This window comes from Paenibacillus sp. TSM33 (assembly GCF_056099025.1).
Map to the genome: position 1 here is coordinate 155,080 of NZ_JBLZXB010000018.1, position 16,617 is coordinate 171,696.

A 16,617-nucleotide genomic window follows, 5' to 3' on the forward strand; every position below is an offset into this window, starting at 1 on the left:
TGATAGTATGGGCGTTCGCAGGCTTATTTATCATTCCAAATATCTTTAATAGAGAAAATACGGTGTAATCCAAGCATTGTGTTCAATCCGTTGTCTGATTCCTCAGTTTATTAAGCCAATAGTAGCGATACAGCTCCATAATAAAATGAAAAAGAACAAATGCAAGCATAGAATATACACACATCAATACTGTAGCAACGAATTGTTGTGTAGCAAATCCGAGAGAAAGATTGGCTATCAAATAACCAGCTCCAGTAAATGTGGTCATCGTTACTACAGCCTCTCGCTTGTGTTTTTTCTTAACTTTTGAGTCTTTCTTATCATTTGAAGGATCTTTGAATTTCGCCAGATGATAATTTATATAGCAATACAAGGCGATTCCATAAGCGGCAAAAGAACTTATAAAATACCATGGAGTATCCAGACCCAACATACCATAAGCAAACTTTTGTGTCATGATCATGAAGCCAATAGAGCATACTAAACCAAATACACCACGGAACAAAACATAATTCAACTGCAATTTGCGTGGCATGATGACCAGTACAAGAGCCCAAATATTAATCACAACAATCAGTGGCATCAGCACATAAACATAAACTGCAATGTAGGGGTCTCCCATTAAGGGAATAGTCAAAAACAGATCAAACAGTAATAAAACAAGAATGATAACATTGGAACGAATACGGTTAACTGGATACAACTTCATATTTTTTTCAAATAATGCTCTGCTATCACTCATAAACATATAAGCCCTCCGTCACATAAGTTAAACCTACCGATAAGGATAGACAAGGCTATATCCATTGTCCACTTTTTCTATATCTCTGTCTTCAGCTCTTGCCGCAGTTCTTCAATAAAATCAACCACGATACTTTGAACAGCATCTTCACGGGACATACGTATATATCGACTCGTCTTCTGAATATCTTCCTCGAACAAATAAAGTATCCTGCTCATGGCCTCCTGATCTCCACTTTGTGCTAATTTGAGCCATTGGATGAACTCAGCATCCGAAATAACTCTTTGAGCATTTTCTTTTTCCATTTATTCACCGCCTGTTGGGTTAGTTTTAACTCTTTTGCAATCTGTGCTTCGGTTTTGTCTAGTATGTAAAGGTCAAAGATGATCATTTTTCCGATCTCAGAAGATAGAGAGTTGATAAGCTGTAGTGTGTACATATTAGAGTTTACACATTCTGTAAAAGATGGAGCGCTGACAGTTTCATTATTTTCCATTACAAATTCATGATTGGTTTGTACCCGAGCGCGATACTGGATTCTCCAGGCAATGCGATACAACTTCTTACGGTATTGTTCGACCAATGTTAGCTGAGACTTTTCCAATATAAATCACCCTTTCTCTTTGGATTTGACTATTTCTAAATCCTCATATTATAGGGTAATTTGTGTTCCTATTTTACAACCAAAACAGAACATTTGTTCTTATTTATTATACTATTTTTACAATCAGTTGTATATGGTTCTTTTAATTTACCTTCCTTTATATATGGCTAAAAAGGAGGGAAATACATTGCAGATGGATGATGCTCTTTCTCTGGTTACCAACGTAGGCTTTCCGGCTGGACTTTGTTTTATTTTATTGCGGCACATCCTGCACACGATGGAAGAAAAGTTGGATAAGCTGGATCTCTCACTTCATGAGCTGATTCAGGTTATCCAAGATTTAAACGTCAATAACAGCCAATCTTCCAAAAGCAGCAAGCCTGATGAATAACGCACACAAAAAAGCTCCACGCGGCGATTATTCGCCGTTGGAGCCTCTTTGTTCAGCTATTATAAATGTAATGATTATTGGCTAGCCTTAGCCTGGTCATGACCATTCTGTTCAGCATGGTTCACGTCAGATGCTGACAGGCCATAAGCCCAGTTGCTTTGTGGCGGCACAACCCATACGGTTTCTGGATCATCGTTAAGTGTCCAGCCCTGATAGACCAGCTGGGAACCCTCCTTACCCAACGATATGCTCAGCGTAAAGCGGTGAACAGGCTTGCTCAGCTCGGAGGCTTTGCGCAACGCCTGATTGCTGGCTAGGTTTTTGATTTGCTGTGAGAGGGAAGTCGCCGTGTCACCCGTTACCGACTTTCCGTTTAGCGTCCAAGATGCGGAAGCACTGTCTCCAGTTCCACTGTTACCGGAGGATCGAAGCATCCATGAGGCATTCTGGCCTTCCCACTCTATTCCGCTCAACTTGGTATCATCCCAATCAAACGGCGTTGTGTCAGTAAAATCATCAGCATCCAGCAGCAAACCCGAAAGTGTATCTATAGGTACGGAAGCTATCTCTTTTTGGTCTGATAGTACATAGACAGCATCTCCGGAAGGCAGCGTTTCACCGAAGGCAAAGGTGCGAACGTCACCATTCTTGGTCTTAATCTCAATTTGGTCATGGGTAGCGCTGATTCCATATTTAGATACGTCTGTGGGAGATGATTCTACAACATCACCCAACTTTACATTCTGAATCGCAGCTAGCCAATTATCTATTGTATATTGATTTAACGGGTAAGATCGTGGCTTACTCATGCTCCATTTGCCATCACGTTGGTCAAGTTCCACCGACTTGCCGTCCTTAACAGTGATCGCAAAAGACGTAATATCTCTTTGCGTAAGCTGAACGAGCTGGCGAGCGGCCGGGGCTTGTTCACGAAAGAAGTTTTGGCTCTTGGCATAGATTATACCCGCTCCCAATACGACTAACAGCAGCACTGTGGGTATCCATTTTCTCATGCACTTCTTCGCCTCCACCATAATAAGATTCCGACAATCGCAAACAGCAGCGGCAATCCGACGACAGATATGGCTAATACCGTTTTCGCTTGTGCAGCAGTCAAATAAGCTACCTTAAAATCCTGCTCCTGACGAGGACGAATAGTGAGCCCATCAGAGTGCTCCTGCACATAATTAAGACTATTCAGCACAAAGTCTCGATTCCCTCCTGTGCTAATCTCCGTGTCGCTTAGGAGGGCTGACGTTCCGAGAATAACCGCTTTGGGCTTGCCGTCTTTTCCTTCTACCGCGTAACCGAGATTAAGCGGCCCCTGTGGGTCCTTGTCATCCTTCTGCGTTTCGTTGTTCAGCAGTCCCTGAATATTCGTTTCACCATAGCTAGCTGCAGAAGATTTTAACAATAGCGTCGTCTTCCAATCCTTCTGTTCTCCTGCGTGCAAAGCAATAGATAGCGAAAGAACAGGATACAGATTAGAGGCCGCCAATTTATCGGTGATCGCATGACTGCCAAAGGTGGGAACCGTCCACAGAGGACCAAGCGTATTCGTCTGTTCCTGATCCACCACGATAGCATGAGTATCTTTCACACCATAATCAGCCGCTAATGCGTCAAGGTTTTTCCAGCTAGCCCCCATGTTCGGGTGAAATCCTAACGCCATAAAAAGCTTTCCACCGTCATTCAGATACGTACGAATACTCTTTAGTTCCGTCACGCTAATATCCCGTTCGGGTCCGACAATAGCCAATACAGACGCATCTTTTGGCACACTACCCGCTTGATTAAGCTGAACTTCCTCTGCTTTCACATTATCTTGCGCCAGCGAGCTGCTTAATTCGGTCATTTGGGACAAAGGAATTTCCTCATGCCCTGTCAGAAAAACCACTTTCCCTTGGCGGGTAGACGATAATGCCAGCAGTCCACTGGTCAGCTTTTCCTCCCCGGTAAATTGGTATGCTCCTTCACTACTCCCCTGAGCCTGCGTAAATAGACTCCCAATATCTATAACCCGCTTCTTCTCTCCTTGCACCAACACAATGGATGCTGCAGTAATCCCATATTGCTTGGCCAGTATCGGTTCCTGATTCAAATCATATTGCTCGACCTTGAGCTTGTTGTTACGCTTGGCATACTCATTCAGCATATCCGTAACATCCCGGTTCAGCTTCTGATTCTGCGAAGTGGATACGGTAAAGGCAATCAATCGTACGTTTTCCTTTACACCCTGAATGGTCGTTAACGTCTGATCAGACAGCGTATACTGCTTGCCTGCCGTCAGATCCAGTTGAAAGCCTCCCAGCGAACGCAGAAATAGCGTCAATAAAATAAAAATCCCTACAGCAGCAATCGATAGTACCACACTATTGGTATGACCCAGCCATTTTTTCATCTTCATTACCTCCACCGTTTCCGTTCAACCACTTGGATGCTAAATAGCAAAAAGAGCGTCGCCACCGTCACGTAGTACATCACATCGGCTCCATTCAGCAATCCTTTGGTGAAACTGTCAAACCGCACAGTTAGTGAAAAAGGTTCCAGCCACTGCTGCAGCGCCGCAGATGCGCCCGTTTGTCCACCAAACGAATCCAGCATCCAGAACACGAGTAAGAGAATAAAACTGACGACCGCTGACATCATCTGATGCTGTGAAAGCGTCGATGCGAATAAACCGATCGCCATCATGGCAGCACCAAGCATAAACAGACCGATCACGGATGTAAATACGAGCGTCCAATCCAGCGCCCCATAAAAGGACATCACGACCGGATACGCCAGACTGCACAGTACCAATATGAGCAACATGCCTAGCGATGCCAAAAATTTACCAATCATGATTTCCGTTACACTTACAGGTGAGGTAAGCAGGAGCTCATCCGTACCCTGCCTGAATTCCTCTGCAACCAGCCGCATCGTGAGTAGTGGCACAACAAACACCAGCATGGACAATGTGTCCCCGAGTACCAGCCGATAGTCCAAAATACTAGGCTGATACATCACAAAGTTCGTGTAAAATAGTAACCCCGTCAGCAGCATGTACACCGCAAGCGCAAAATACGTCGTTGGGGTCCATAGATAGGCTTGCAGCTCCTTTTGACAGACTGCGAACAAACGCCTCATGACTGTTTACCTCCTGTATCCTTGTCTTCATCGACCTTGTTATCGCTGGCCAAGGCTTCTCCATGATCCACCGTGTTGACCGTTGCTTCATTCTTAGAGGTATGTAGAACATGAACCGCTGGATCGCTGCCCCCATCTTCTTCCGTCTCGCGGGTCGTTAACTGCTGGAAGATGTTTTCCAAGCTTATGTTTTCTTTTTTCATTTCCATAATCGGAAGCTTCGCATCCGACAGCACAAAAAACAGTTCTTCGCGAAAATCCTCATCAGAAGCTCCTGTAAGCAACAATCCAGTCAAATCCTGCTCTGTGACAGCCAGCTTCGTATTCGCTGAAGGCAGAGTAGGTGACAAAGGTTCAACTTGTACTTTTCCCCAAGCTCGTAGGACATCCATTACCTGCTCACGCTTGCCTTTGACCTCCACCTTCACCTTGAATCCGTCTTCCATCGAACCACCGAGCGCGTCAGGACGCCCGTCCATAACCAGTTTCCCTTCGTGGATGATCAGAACCCGATTGCACAAAGCATCCACCTCGGGCAAAATATGCGTGCTGAGCAATACCGTATGATTTTCACCAATCTCCTGAATGAGCTGACGAATCTCCAGAATCTGATTGGGGTCCAAACCCGAGGTCGGTTCATCCAGCACCAGTAAATCCGGGTTATGAATAATCGCACCTGCCAGTCCCAAGCGCTGTTTGTACCCTTTGGACAAGCTGCGGACCAATTGTTTTTCACGTCCATTCAGACCCAATCGGGATATCATCTCTGAAATACGAAGCTTCTGCTCTCGCGCAGGCACGTCCCGAATACTAGCTACAAACTTTAGATAGGATCTTACAGACATATCCCCATACAAAGGGGGCGTTTCCGGCAGATAACCGATTTTCGAACGAGCCTGTCTGCCTTTATCCTGAATCGGAATACCGTCAATCGTGATTACTCCCTCGTTTGGCTGAAGATACCCTGTAATCATGCGCATCGTCGTCGTTTTACCCGCACCATTTGGCCCCAAGAAACCAACAATTTCACCGCGCTGCATTTCAAAATCCAACTTATGTACGCCCCGGTTGCCCTCATACCACTTGCTCACCTGCTGTACTTTGAGCACATGTTTCACCCTTTCTTTGTTCGTGATCTTCTCCCTGCTACTTCTCTCCCACCTAAAATGTTGCATGGGAAACAGGTAGCAGCGAAGCGGTCTCCTCGCACTTCATGCTACACTTTTAAATTCTAATAATAATCCCCCACATATAGCTTCAGCTTAACGTCACTTAAATAGAAGCTTAAAATAATGTGTCTAAAATGTGAACACGAAAATACACATCTGCCCTCATAAACTTGTACGGTTCGCCACGGCGTGGATTCGCATCTACTATCATTACAACGTGTGAAGGGAGTGTATAAAAAGCGATGACCGTATTATTTACCAATCTAGTTAATAATGGCGACTTCGAGACTGGATCTACCCTTTTTTGGAACGCCGCAAATGTAACCGTCACTAGCTTATCCGTAAAAAAGACAAACTTTTATAGTGCGATCCTAGCAGGAGGAGCCGTAGATGCATCTCTTTCCCAGGTCGTTTTTGCCACACCAGGCGAAAGTTATACGTTGAGCCTGTCAGCTGCAAAAATAGGAAACTTGATTAATCCTCAAATCAACATTTTTCTGTACTACTATGACGCAACCTTTAGTTTCCTCGGTACTGGGCTAACTACCTATTTGAGCGCAGGCACATTACCTGATGCTGTTAATGGGACCTGGCAAACCTTGTATGAAGTAACAGCTCCTGTTCCAGCTAACGCAGCCTTTGCCTTTTTGGTTATTAGCAAAAATGCCTTGGCTAACACCGCTAATGTAGCCATTGATTCCGTTGCCCTTGTTAAAGCAAGTGCAACTGGAGCTGTGGGACCAACCGGACCTGCGGGGCCGACTGGTGCTACAGGCGCTAGTGGCGATACAGGTGCTACGGGGCCTGCGGGTGCTACAGGCGCCACGGGCGCTACTGGACCTGCTGGACCTACGGGTGCCACAGGCGACACGGGCGCTACTGGGCCTGCCGGACCTACGGGTGCCACAGGCGACATTGGCGCTACTGGACCTGCCGGACCTACGGGTGCCACAGGCGACATTGGCGCTACGGGGCCTGCCGGACCTACAGGTGCCACAGGCGACATTGGCGCTACGGGGCCTGCCGGACCTACAGGTGCTACGGGCGACATTGGCGCTACGGGGCCTGCCGGACCTACGGGTGCCACAGGCGCCACGGGCGCTACTGGACCTGCTGGACCTACGGGTGCCACAGGCGACACGGGCGCTACTGGACCTGCCGGACCTACGGGTGCCACAGGCGACACGGGCGCTACTGGACCTGCCGGACCTATCGGACCTATCGGGCCTATTGGCGACACGGGGCCGACTGGTCCTACTGGACCGACCGGGCCATTTGGTCTTGGCTTTACAGGTCCAATTGGACCGACTGGACCGACTGGACCTATTGGACCTACGGGGCCGACTGGACCGACCGGACCTACAGGACCTACAGGACTCTAATCTTCTATTATTACCACATCATGGACTTAAACGAAGTGTCATACCCTATCGACAAAGCCGTCCAGCAAGTTATGGCTTTGTCAATCCTTGCCCTGCCGCAATTGCGGCAGGGCTTCTATAACTCAGACCTCTTTTAATTCAACTTTAGGTTGGACCTGAATCCCTTACATGATCCCAAAAGGAGTGATACCTAATTGATCAGTATCAGCTTGTGTATGATCGTCAAAAATGACCAACATACCATTGGTCCTTGCCTTGAATCGGTCCATCATATTGTAGATGAAATCAATATCGTAGATACAGGTTCACAGGACCGAACCATTGACATATGCCGCAACTTTACAGACCGGATTTTTCCATTTGAATGGGTGGATCATTTTGCCCTTGCACGTAACTATTCTTTTGAGCAAGCTACACAGGAGTACATCCTCTGGCTGGATGCCGATGACATTTTGAAGGAACAGGATGCTATCAAGCTGCTTGAGCTCAAGCATACTCTTGATTCCTCAGACATACCAACCGTCGATGCAGTGTCGATGAAATATCATTACGCGTTCGATGATCATGGCAATGTCACCCTGCATTTTCGTCGCAATCGCTTGGTCAGACGGTCGGCCGGGTTCCGTTGGCACGGAGCCGTGCATGAGTATCTCGCCGTAGACGGTAATATTCAACATGCAGATATTGCCATAACTCACACCAGAACACATACCCACTCCCCGGGCCGAAATCTGCGAATTTATGAGAAGCTGCTCGCTCAAGGCCATGTCTTCTCTCCCCGCGATCTCTACTATTACGCTAATGAGCTTAGAGACAATGGAAGATATGAACAGGCCGTACAGGCTTACCGGGATTTTCTGAACACCGAACAAGGCTGGGTAGAGGACGCGATTAGTGCATGCGGCAAAATGGCTGACTGTCTGGAACAACTTGGCAAGCTGGAGGAAAGTGTTACTGCGGCTCTCCATAGCCTGACCTTCGATACGCCTAGAGCGGAGCTTTGTTGTCGGATGGGCCATTATTTTTTGCATAAAAATGAGATCCCCAAAGCCGTTTACTGGTACGACATGGCAACCACTCTGAATTCTCCTGACACGATCGGCCCGGTACAGGACGCATACCAAACATGGTTTCCTCATATCCAGCTATGCATTTGTCATTTTCGGCTAAAAGACTATACACGTGCGAACTGGCACAATGAGCAAGCAGCCACGTACGTTCCCAATGACCCGCATGTCCTGCATAATCGTCAATATTTCAGCTCAATCCTGAACCCTTCCCAATAAAGTACCTCCTATAGCACCCATCATTCTTGAAGTTAATTAAAGGAGGAGCAAGCCAATGCAACAACAGAATCGGTACAAAATAGCGGTCTATGCTATCAGCAAAAATGAAGCCCGATTCGCCAAGCGCTGGATGCACTCCATGCGGGAAGCCGATGTTGTCATTGTAGCCGACACTGGCTCTACAGACGACACCGTTGCTCTGCTGCGCGAAGCAGGTGCAGAGGTGCATCGTATTCAGGTAGTCCCTTGGCGTTTTGACAAGGCTCGCAATGAGTCCCTGCGGCTGGTCCCGGGCGATGTAGATATATGTGTCTGTACGGATCTGGATGAAGTCTGGGAAGAGGGATGGCGGTCGCGCCTGGAAAACAACTGGAAGGATGGAACGACTCGAATGTTGTATGCCTTTACCCATGGACAGCCCGGGAAGGATACCGCTTATACATGGTTCTGGAAAGAGAAAATTCACACTCGTCATGGCTACCGCTGGGTACGCCCGGTCCATGAGGTGCTTGAATATATTGGGGAAGGTGAAGAACACAGCATCCGATCGGATCAGCTCCGCCTGTATCATGATCCAGATCCGCACAAGTCACGCAGCCAATACCTTCCACTACTGGAGCAGTCTGTGCGTGAATTTCCCGAGGATGATCGCAATATGCATTACTTGGGGCGAGAATATATGTATCATGCCCGTTGGGACGAGTGCATCGCTACGCTGCAACAACATCTTGCCATGCCGCAGGCGCGCTGGGCTGATGAACGCAGCGCTTCGATGCGCTTTATCGCTAGAGCGTATAAGGCAACTGAACATTGGCATGAGGCCGCACGTTGGTTATACCGAGCTATTGCGGAAGCGCCATATTTGCGTGAACCTTACACGGAAATGGCTCAGCTTGCCTATCATACACGGAATTGGCCCGCCGTCTATCATATGGTCGAAGAAGCGCTGCGAATTTCAACACGACCGGATACGTACATGCAAGAGGATTTTTGCTGGGACGCTACACTGTATGATCTTGGAGCCCTCGCTTGCTACGAGTTGGGCCTAATGCACAAAGCCTGTGAATTTGCGAAAGAAGCAACAGAGCGTTCCCCGGAAGATTCTCGTCTGCGCCATAATTATGCGCTAATTCGATCCAGGCTTCCATAGAAACCCACACCCCGTCCTGTAGGTTGAATAACTTGGTATAGAGCTTGTGGTTGGCAAAGGAGGTTATTGAGATCAAAGTTCTATTTACTTTTTATATACCCAGCGGTGGCGTGGAAACCTTGAACCGCCAACGCTGTAAAGCGCTCATTCAGGACGGGATAGAATGTCATCTTCTCTATTATCAGCAGGGGACAGGAATGCAAAACCTGCAAGGCGATATTCCGGTGTTCATGACTTCCTCTGAAGAAGAAATTCGAAAACTGGTGGAGACTCATCGCTACGATGCAATTATCGTCTCTTCGGACTATCCTATGCTACCCAGACTGCGAATGTTGGGCTATCAAGGGATATTAATCTATGAGTCCCAGGGCTTTGGCACTCACGAAGAAGCTGCTTGGGTTGTTGCAGATGCCGTTCCGTATCTTCAAAACTATGCTGACGCAGTACTTTTACCGGAAACAACTCACCTCGTACAGCTATTTTCCAGCATGTGCCCCTGGCTTAATCGTTTTGTATTTCCAAACGTACTGGATACTAATGTATTTAATTATGTACCTAACACTCCCCCGGCTAATCCGGTCATTGCATGGGTTGGGCGCTTGGAGCCCAATAAGAATTGGCGGCATTTTATCGACATTTCTTACTGGATGCTGCAAAATCGTGCCGATCTTCGGATTTGGATGTTCTATGATGACACCTTGTCGCAGCCAGAGGATAAAATACAATTCGAGAAAATGCTTGCTCAGCTCGGTATGTCCACGATCATTGAGCGTTTTAAAAGTGTGCCTCATGCGAAAATGCCTTTGTATTATTCCATGATTGGCGACTCAGGTGGGTATCTGCTCTCGACTTCGCTGGTGGAAGGATTCGGCTATGCGGTAGCTGAGGCCATGGCCTGTCGTTGCCCGGTCTTAAGCTCTGATTCAGACGGAGTACGAGCATTCATTGACCATAACGAAACAGGCAAGTTTTATCAGCAGGGAGACATTTTACAGGCGGTACTGCAAGGACTAGACCTGATGAACAACGTATCTCATCGCGAATCTATCCGCCAGAAGGGGCGAACACGGATCGTTAACCTGTTGGCGCCGGATAAATATGTGCGCTCCTTCCGGCAGATGATGAACTCATTGGGTATACGGTAACCTGCTATTGTAGTACATCCGCAAAAGCCTGTTTCATGATCCAAAAAGAGCTGACGACAACCCTATTTTTACACACGGGCCATCGTCAGCTTGAAATGGATACATCCAAGTCATGGGAAATCATTTCTAAGATACTCAATGGCACACGATTCATTCTCACTTCTCCTCATTATCTTTAACTATCATGAGAACTTCTATTTCTCCTCATTCGTTAAAGTCTTCCTCTGTCAAATCCATATTTACGCTCGCAGCGGTTCGACTGCCGTCAGCAGCAGCAAAAATTAACTGAGAAGGCATGAAGTACGAAGAGTCCCCAGCAGCATATACACCAGGTATAGAGGTTCTTCCCGCTTCATCCGTCTTAATCCCACCCGACTCTGTCCTTTTACAGCCCAAACGTTCTCCAAACGGTGCACTTTGCACAAATTGGGGAGTCACAAAGCCGCCGACTCTCGGGACTTGAGTACCGTCCGTAAAGGACACATACTCCAGATGACCGTCGTGACCGATGAACGCCGCAACCGGCTGCTCCATTACCACGATTCCCTTGGATTGAAGCCTTTCTTTTTGCTCGTCCGACAAAAATGCCTGACCGTTCGTACAGACGATCAAATCCTTACTCCAGTTCAGAAGCAGTTTGGCTGTATGATATATAGCTGGCGACTCAGAGACGAGGACAAGCGGTTGATCCCGTAGCTCCCAGCCATCGCAATAAGGGCAATTAAACAAACTTTTCCCGTAGAACGTATAAAAACCTTCGATTTCAGGGAATATCTCCTTTACGCCGGTCGCTAGTATCAATTTTCGCGCTTGAACACGAAGGCCAGAAGAATCAAGTACCTCGAATCCAGATTCATTTTTCGTAACCGAAATAATCTCGGTTTGTAGATGGTGGACAGACGGATAACGCAGTACTTCCTCATAAGCTACGCGGCGGAACTCGGCCGGCGTTACGCCGTCTCTCGTAATGAAACCGTGCGACGCATGCGTAACCGCATTTCGGGGCCGGTTATTATCAATCAAAGCCACACTTCTTCTTGCCCTGCCAAGCACAAGGGCTGCATTCAACCCAGCGGGTCCTCCCCCAATAATAGCGCAATCGTACAGCATAATACCCAGCTCCTTTTTAAAAGATATTAAAGACTCTTTATGTCTTCGATAAAAACAAAAAAATTCACATGACTGGTAACCACTCTCTTTCTATATATAGCCACTACCTTTATACTTGCGCTTGCCTTTCGGCCAAATCGACCAATTTCGTATTTTTAAGATGGCCCTCCATTTTCTCCTCCGCTTCCCTCATGACGGCTTGAATCAGACATTCTGATCCATGGACAAAATCACATTCAAACAAAGAATTCGTCCCTTCAATCGCATGGATAATGTCCAAAAAGGTAATATCGTCTTTATTACGGGATAAGCGATAGCCTCCATTGGCTCCAGAGACCGATTCGATCATCCCCGCCTTCACAAGCCTCGTCAAAATTTTTGAAAGATACGTGGGTGAGACGTTTTGGGATTCGGCCAATTGCTGAACACCTACGGGCTTCACCGACGAATCCGTAACGAGCATGAGCATCGTGTGCAGAGCATAATTGGTTGCTTTGGTAAATTTCATAACTACACCTCAATCACAGACTTATTGCATCTATAATATCTCCGAATCTGCTGGAGTGTCAAGTTATGATGACTCAAGCTGTTGCCAGTCCTTCTTTTGGTTACGCTCTAAGCGTTGTATACTGTTCATCAGAACAGCTAAGGAAGGGGGCTCGTTTTGCGTATTTTTGATATTCTACGTATATTGGTTGCTGAACAGATGGTCAACGGAGAACATTTGGCGAATGCATTGAAGGTATCCTCTCGAACCATACGAACAGATGTAAAGGAATTGAGTGCACTGTTGTCACAGCATGGAGCAGCTGTCAAACCCCTTAAAGGAACAGGCTACAAGCTAGAGATTCAGGACGAACAATCATTTCATCATCTGCTGAGACAGTTAAAGGACTATGAAAACAATGTGCCCCATCTATTAGCAAGTTCTTCTGAAGCCAGACATCGTTTTTTAATAAAAAAACTGCTGCTTACTCATGCTTACGTCAAACTTGATGATTTAGCTGAGATGCTGTATGTTAGTCGATCCACTTTACAGAATGACCTCAAAGAAGTTCGCAAATTACTAGGAAATTATGGACTATCTCTGGAGAACAGACCGTATCATGGTATTCGAGTTAAGGGTAATGAGGCCAAGCTGCGTTATTGCATTTCCGACTATATATTCAATAGAACAGATGAAATAGGCAAGCAACAGATGCCCCACCCTTCTTTGATCTCTAACGAAGATATGGAATTCATAAAAGAAGTGATTTTGGAGCGTATGGAGTATCATGATATTCAGTTGTCAGACATTGCCCTGAACAATCTGGTCATCCATATCGCTATAGCATGTAAGCGCATTCGTGAAGAGAGATATGTATCGTATTATCCTCAAGAGATGAAAAAAATCGAAGCGCAAAAAGAGTTTAAAGTCGCGACTGAGATCGTATCTGCACTGGAACAGAACATGAAACACTCCTTTCCGATTGTTGAAGTGGCGTATATTGCTGTGCACTTGTTGGGTATGAGAACTGTCGTTAAGGCCCATATGGATGAAGTGGAGATTAAAAAAATCATTGATCAAGATATCTACGAACTGACTATTGAAATTTTGAAGCAAATTGATCAGCAGTTGAACATGAACATTCAAAACGATCAAGAATTACTAATTGCATTTTGCCTTCATCTCAAACCAGTCATGAATCGTTATCAATACGGAATGAATTTGCGTAATCCCATGTTGGATGATATCAAAGCCCATTATCCGCTTGCTTTTGAAGCAGGTATTATTGCTGCGGAGGTTATCAAACAACGACTTCATATACAGATCGAGGACAATGAAATCGGGTATTTAGCCATTCATATCGGAGTCGCGATGGAAAGAAAGAAAATGGAGGGCACACCCAAAAGGTGTATGATCGTATGTGCTTCTGGACTCGGCAGCGCAAAGCTGCTGTATTACAAGCTTCAATCCATTTTCGGTTCCAGGTTGGATATCGTAGGAACCACTGAATTTTATAAACTGAGGCAAATACCATTGGATACATTAGACTTTATCATTAGCACGATCCCCATGTCAGAACCGCTTTCTATACCCATGATCCATGTGAATACATTTTTGGGCAGTTCGGATATTACTAAAATTGAACAAGCCATCTCGGAGCCAAAACTTCCTGCTGTACAATATATACGAAAAAAACTGGTCTTTCTTCAGCGGAAGTTTGATAACAAGCTACAAGTACTTGAATTCATAGCTGAAAAAATACAAGAAACAGGTCTTGTAAAAGGGCCTTTGTTGCCATCTGTGATAGAGCGTGAAGCCGTTTCCCCCACTTCATTTGGCAACTTTGTCGCGATTCCGCATCCAATGGAACCTTTGGCTGATTCCACCTTTTGGGTCATCTGTACATTACAAAAAGCGATCGACTGGGATGGCAAGCCCGTACAGTTTATTTGTATGCTGTGCATACAGCGCACTAAATCAGAAGATTTACAAAGTATGTATCATATTTTGCTTAACATTTTAAATCATGAAAAGCTGGTCCAGCAGCTTATTCGCTGCAAAACGTACACGGAATTTGTAGAGGTACTGCATAAAAATAGTTGAGGATTAATAGGACGTAAACAAAGGAGAAATCTGATGCCTACATGGCTGGAGTTTCTCTCTTTTTATGTTTAGTGATAGAGATATTAGCTAGAACAAACGATGGATTTCCGTTAAGAAGAGGAAATAATATACGTTATGTTGAAAGCGATTCCAAATTATAATAGCGATACGAGGAAATGAATGAAAGGGGTCAAGAACATATGAATCATGATGAATCAGCAGAACACGATGTGAACATGGAAGACATGGACGATACAGAGATCGTATTCCAAATTATATTATACGCTGGGAATGCACGCAGCTCGGCGATGGAAGCGATTGAGCTTGCAAAGGCGGGCAAATTTCGGGAATCCAGAGAAGTATTATCCTCAGCTAAAAAAGAACTGGTGTCCTCCCACAAAATTCAAACCAAAATCATTCGTAAGGAAGCAGCCGGTGAAAAAACAGAGATGTCCGTCATGATGGTGCATGCACAGGATCATTTGATGAATGCCATCACCATTCACGATATGGCCTCGGAGTTTATAGACCTGTACGAACGCATTGATCAGCTCGGATTAAAATCGTAGAGGGAGGGCTATCCATGGCTTTTAAAGACAAACTGGTCGATGGTCTCACATCGGTGGCAAATGCAATCAACAATTTTAAATATATAATAGCGATCAAATCGGCTTTTATCACCTTAATGCCTGTTATTATTGTTGGTGCCTTTGCTGTACTGATTTCCAACATGGTCATGGACCCGGTCAATGGACTGGCCCATTTTAAGCCATTCTCATTCCTAGCAGAGTATAAACCGATTTTCTCAAGCATTAACTATGCCAGCTTGAATATCCTTACCATTCTAGCTATTTTTATGATTGGTCTGGAGCTAGGAAAAATTAATGGAGAGAAAAACCTTTTTCCCGGTTTACTTGCTCTCATCTGTTTTATCTCTGTGACACCAACTACGATCGAGCTGATGGTTAACGGAGACATGCAAAAAGTAACGGACGTCATTGCCCGTCAATTCACGGATACTAAAAGCTTGTTTTTGGGTATTTTCATAAGTATCCTATCCGTTGAGCTATACAACAAACTGGGCAAGTCCGATAAATTAAAGATCAGAATGCCTGAAAGTGTCCCCAGCAATGTAGCCGTTTCTTTCTCCGCACTCATCCCTACCATTATTACGGTAACTGTCTTCTCAATGCTTGGATTCTTTTTTCATAAGTTTACAGGACTCTACCTGTACGATGCTGTCTATAATGTGGTGCAACAACCTTTGGAGACTGTAGTCCAAGGACTGCCGGGTATACTGGTGCTGATGCTGGTTGCGCAAATCTTCTGGGTGATCGGTATTCACGGAAACCAAATGGTAAAACCCATTCGTGAACCTCTTCTACTTGGAGCAATTTCGGTCAACATGACTGCATATGACCAAGGACTCCCCATTCCGAACATTATTACGATGCCTTTTTGGGATGTATACATGAGTATTGGTGGATCAGGAGTTACGCTGGCCCTATTGATTAGTATTATGATCGCTTCCAAGCGCGAGGATATGAAGGAAATAACCAAGCTTTCGCTTGGGCCAGGTCTGTTTAATATTAATGAACCAGTCATTTTCGGACTTCCGATTATGCTGAATCCATTGATGGCGATTCCTTTCATTATAACTCCACTCATCACAGGAACAATTGGTTACTTCTCGACGTTGCTTGGATTCGCAGGTAAAACTGTCGTTATGGTTCCGTGGACTACACCGCCCATTATTAATGCCTACCTGTCTACAGGTGGAAGCATTGGCGCCGTTGTAACGCAGATTGTTTGTATTATGGTAGCCATTATCATCTATTTCCCGTTCGTCAAAATTGCAAATAAGCGAACGACTGAATAATGCGCTACTGTAGAGGTACACCCGCAGAGAATCGCCTTGG

At 45.6% G+C, this 16,617-nt stretch carries 17 protein-coding genes; 8 read left to right on the top strand and 9 right to left on the bottom strand.

The features are described 5' to 3' along the window. Positions 1-82 precede the first annotated feature (82 nt). The 3 genes from ACN6NF_RS19720 to ACN6NF_RS19730 all read right to left on the bottom strand — a co-directional run bounded on the left by ACN6NF_RS19720 (position 83) and on the right by ACN6NF_RS19730 (position 1,346). The gene (locus ACN6NF_RS19720; RefSeq protein WP_474319204.1) at positions 83-748 is read right to left on the bottom strand and encodes a hypothetical protein; all 666 of its coding nucleotides are present in this window, start codon (positions 746-748) and stop codon (positions 83-85) included. A gap of 71 nt (positions 749-819) precedes the next feature. Then, positions 820-1,047 (bottom strand): helix-turn-helix domain-containing protein, encoded by a 228-nt coding sequence (locus ACN6NF_RS19725; protein ID WP_474319205.1) that lies wholly within the window; start codon positions 1,045-1,047, stop codon positions 820-822. Further along, entirely contained in the window at positions 984-1,346 is a 363-nt protein-coding gene (locus tag ACN6NF_RS19730) for a sigma-70 family RNA polymerase sigma factor (protein WP_474319207.1), read from the bottom strand. Before ACN6NF_RS19730 ends, ACN6NF_RS19725 begins: the two co-directional genes overlap by 64 nt. A 193-nt stretch (positions 1,347-1,539) precedes the next feature. Between ACN6NF_RS19730 and ACN6NF_RS19735 the strand changes: the two genes are divergently transcribed. Next, on the top strand, positions 1,540-1,737 hold the full coding sequence (locus tag ACN6NF_RS19735; RefSeq protein ID WP_474319399.1) for a hypothetical protein: 198 nt from the start codon (positions 1,540-1,542) through the stop codon (positions 1,735-1,737). A 74-nt stretch (positions 1,738-1,811) separates the two neighbouring features. Here ACN6NF_RS19735 and ACN6NF_RS19740 read toward each other — a convergent pair whose 3' ends face one another. From ACN6NF_RS19740 to ACN6NF_RS19755, 4 genes are read right to left on the bottom strand one after another with little or no spacing between them, the layout of a single operon-like run. Further along, complete coding sequence (locus ACN6NF_RS19740) at positions 1,812-2,750, bottom strand: DUF4340 domain-containing protein (RefSeq protein ID WP_474319208.1); 939 nt, start codon at positions 2,748-2,750, stop codon at positions 1,812-1,814. Continuing rightward, positions 2,747-4,138 carry a GldG family protein gene (locus ACN6NF_RS19745; RefSeq protein ID WP_474319209.1) on the bottom strand — a complete coding sequence of 464 codons (1,392 nt, stop codon included), beginning with the start codon at positions 4,136-4,138 and terminating at the stop codon, positions 2,747-2,749. The genes ACN6NF_RS19740 and ACN6NF_RS19745 overlap by 4 nt, the downstream gene beginning before the upstream one ends. A gap of 5 nt (positions 4,139-4,143) precedes the next feature. Next, positions 4,144-4,866: an ABC transporter permease gene (locus ACN6NF_RS19750; RefSeq protein WP_474319210.1), complete on the bottom strand. Its 723-nt coding sequence runs from the start codon at positions 4,864-4,866 to the stop codon at positions 4,144-4,146. Beyond that, positions 4,863-5,975, bottom strand: a complete 1,113-nt coding sequence (locus ACN6NF_RS19755) for an ABC transporter ATP-binding protein (protein ID WP_474319400.1) — start codon at positions 5,973-5,975, stop codon at positions 4,863-4,865. Before ACN6NF_RS19755 ends, ACN6NF_RS19750 begins: the two co-directional genes overlap by 4 nt. A gap of 302 nt (positions 5,976-6,277) precedes the next feature. Between ACN6NF_RS19755 and ACN6NF_RS19760 the strand changes: the two genes are divergently transcribed. The 4 genes from ACN6NF_RS19760 (at position 6,278) to ACN6NF_RS19775 (ending at position 10,998) form a co-directional block, all read left to right on the top strand. Beyond that, the gene (locus ACN6NF_RS19760; protein ID WP_474319211.1) at positions 6,278-7,417 is read left to right on the top strand and encodes an NTTRR-F1 domain; all 1,140 of its coding nucleotides are present in this window, start codon (positions 6,278-6,280) and stop codon (positions 7,415-7,417) included. 194 nt (positions 7,418-7,611) lie between these two features. Further along, positions 7,612-8,703, top strand: coding sequence for a glycosyltransferase family 2 protein (locus ACN6NF_RS19765; RefSeq protein ID WP_474319213.1), 1,092 nt, complete (start codon positions 7,612-7,614; stop codon positions 8,701-8,703). Positions 8,704-8,758: 55 nt separating this feature from the next. Then, entirely contained in the window at positions 8,759-9,853 is a 1,095-nt protein-coding gene (locus ACN6NF_RS19770; protein WP_474319214.1) for a tetratricopeptide repeat-containing glycosyltransferase, read from the top strand. Positions 9,854-9,903: 50 nt separating this feature from the next. After that, positions 9,904-10,998 carry a glycosyltransferase family 4 protein gene (locus ACN6NF_RS19775; RefSeq protein ID WP_474319216.1) on the top strand — a complete coding sequence of 365 codons (1,095 nt, stop codon included), beginning with the start codon at positions 9,904-9,906 and terminating at the stop codon, positions 10,996-10,998. Positions 10,999-11,202: 204 nt separating this feature from the next. On the opposite strand, the gene ACN6NF_RS19780 is transcribed toward ACN6NF_RS19775, so the two are convergent. Both ACN6NF_RS19780 and ACN6NF_RS19785 read right to left on the bottom strand, forming a co-directional pair. After that, positions 11,203-12,108 (bottom strand): NAD(P)/FAD-dependent oxidoreductase, encoded by a 906-nt coding sequence (locus ACN6NF_RS19780; RefSeq protein WP_474319217.1) that lies wholly within the window; start codon positions 12,106-12,108, stop codon positions 11,203-11,205. Between the two features lie 109 nt (positions 12,109-12,217). Beyond that, positions 12,218-12,616: an Rrf2 family transcriptional regulator gene (locus ACN6NF_RS19785; RefSeq protein ID WP_474319218.1), complete on the bottom strand. Its 399-nt coding sequence runs from the start codon at positions 12,614-12,616 to the stop codon at positions 12,218-12,220. A gap of 156 nt (positions 12,617-12,772) precedes the next feature. On the opposite strand from ACN6NF_RS19785, the gene ACN6NF_RS19790 reads away from it, so the two are divergent. The 3 genes from ACN6NF_RS19790 (at position 12,773) to ACN6NF_RS19800 (ending at position 16,577) form a co-directional block, all read left to right on the top strand. Further along, a complete protein-coding gene (locus tag ACN6NF_RS19790) occupies positions 12,773-14,698 on the top strand; it encodes a BglG family transcription antiterminator (RefSeq protein WP_474319220.1) in 1,926 nt (641 codons plus the stop codon). Positions 14,699-14,898: 200 nt separating this feature from the next. Beyond that, positions 14,899-15,267 carry a PTS lactose/cellobiose transporter subunit IIA gene (locus tag ACN6NF_RS19795; RefSeq protein ID WP_474319221.1) on the top strand — a complete coding sequence of 123 codons (369 nt, stop codon included), beginning with the start codon at positions 14,899-14,901 and terminating at the stop codon, positions 15,265-15,267. 14 nt (positions 15,268-15,281) lie between these two features. Beyond that, positions 15,282-16,577, top strand: a complete 1,296-nt coding sequence (locus ACN6NF_RS19800) for a PTS sugar transporter subunit IIC (RefSeq protein ID WP_474319223.1) — start codon at positions 15,282-15,284, stop codon at positions 16,575-16,577. Positions 16,578-16,617 lie beyond the last annotated feature (40 nt).